Source organism: Candidatus Obscuribacterales bacterium, from assembly GCA_036703605.1.
GTDB lineage: Bacteria > Cyanobacteriota > Cyanobacteriia > RECH01 > RECH01 > RECH01.
This window is the reverse complement of record DATNRH010000763.1, coordinates 1-1422: the sequence shown is the minus strand read 5'-3', so window position 1 is coordinate 1422 and position 1422 is coordinate 1. Positions and strand designations below refer to the sequence as shown.

Annotated in this window: 2 protein-coding genes; one reads left to right on the top strand and one right to left on the bottom strand. The window is 52.9% G+C overall.

Going from position 1 to position 1422, the window contains the following annotated elements:
• Nucleotides 1–197 (top strand): hypothetical protein (locus tag V6D20_15915; protein ID HEY9817266.1); only part of this gene is annotated, 197 nt, incomplete at its 5' end.
• A gap of 172 nt (nt 198–369) precedes the next feature.
• Here the strand turns inward: V6D20_15915 and V6D20_15910 are convergent.
• The coding region (locus tag V6D20_15910; GenBank protein HEY9817265.1) for an amidohydrolase family protein at nt 370–1422 on the bottom strand (1053 nt) is incomplete at its 5' end.

Genomic DNA, 1422 nt, shown 5'->3' with positions numbered 1-1422 from the left:
AGCTTATTGGACAAAAAAATCAAGCTCTCAGTCCACGAGAGAATAAGACTTTCAGCTTATCCCGAACTCAGGTTAAACTTAGAGTCATGGCTGAGGTGCTTAGATTTCAATACGTTGAGCGTAACCTCAGCCTTTTCTTTTGCTTCCTTATTGTTGTCGAACTCACGTTGATGCAGCTTCATATTGAGATGGTATGACTTCCGCTCAGGCAATTGGCGCGGCGAAATCGTCCGCGGGCGTGACTGAAACTTTCGTCAAGATAGGGTTCTACTTCAAATAACCAAGAACGGATGGTGACGGTGTGTTTGGGGCAGTATTAGAGGATTTGGATGGTATTTTGTGGTTTCTTTTTACTTTTTGGGTATGAATTTAGTGCAGGGTTGACATTGATAGAGAATGCTTTACTTGGCCGTGTTTGATGACATATAAGCGGGGGGCGTGGGTGGCGATCGCCTCTGGCACCGAGCCAGCGGCCATGATCACCAAATCAGCAACGGCTCCCACCTCAATTCCGTAGTGCTCTATCCCCATGACTTTTGCACCTCCAGTGGTGACCATCTCAAACCCAATGGCCAGCTCCTCATCGGTCAAAAAATTGGAGCGGTAGGCGATGAGCATGGCGCGTTCCAGCATATCGGCGGTGCTGAAGGGACACCAGGCGTTGCGCACATCATCCGACCCTGAGAAGAGCGTAATTCCAGCTTCTCGAAGGCGGGCGATGGTTGGGAAAGGGTGATGACCTGGAGCATTAGTCATGATAGCGATCGCCCGTTTGGCGAGGGTTTCGATGGTGGCGGCGGCAATGTCATCGGGCACCATCCCCAGGCAATAGGCATGGCTGACGGCCACATGCCCTTGCATCCCACAAGCTTCAGTCAAGTGAGCAATCTGCTCCAGCTCAAAAATTCCTAAATGCCCGGGGTCATGCAGGTGAATGTCGATGTTGACCTGGTGCTTTTCGGCCAGGCTAAAAATGCAGTGAAGATGGCCTGCAATGTCATTGTCCATGCCGGCAGGATCGAGACCGCCGATCAAATCAGCCCCTTCTCGTAGGGCAATATCCAATAAATCCAGGGTTCCTGGACAAGATAACAGGCCACTTTGGGGAAAGGCCACGATCTGGATATCGACCCACTCTCGATATCGATCGCGTACCTGGCAAACCCCCTCCAAATTCCGCAGCCCCACTTCGGGGTGGATGTCCACATGGGTGCGCATGGCTGTGGTACCCTGGGCGATCGCCCGTTCCACCAGCCGAGCGGCGCGCTCTTCCACCGGGAGGGGCAACGTCTTGAGCGCGGCCTTCTCAATGTCGATCCGTTGACGAATGGTGGTGCCTGGAATGTGCGGTTGCCAGGGCAGCCCCCAGAAGGTTTTATCCAAATGGATATGCCCATCCACAAAGCCGGGGCATAGCAGATT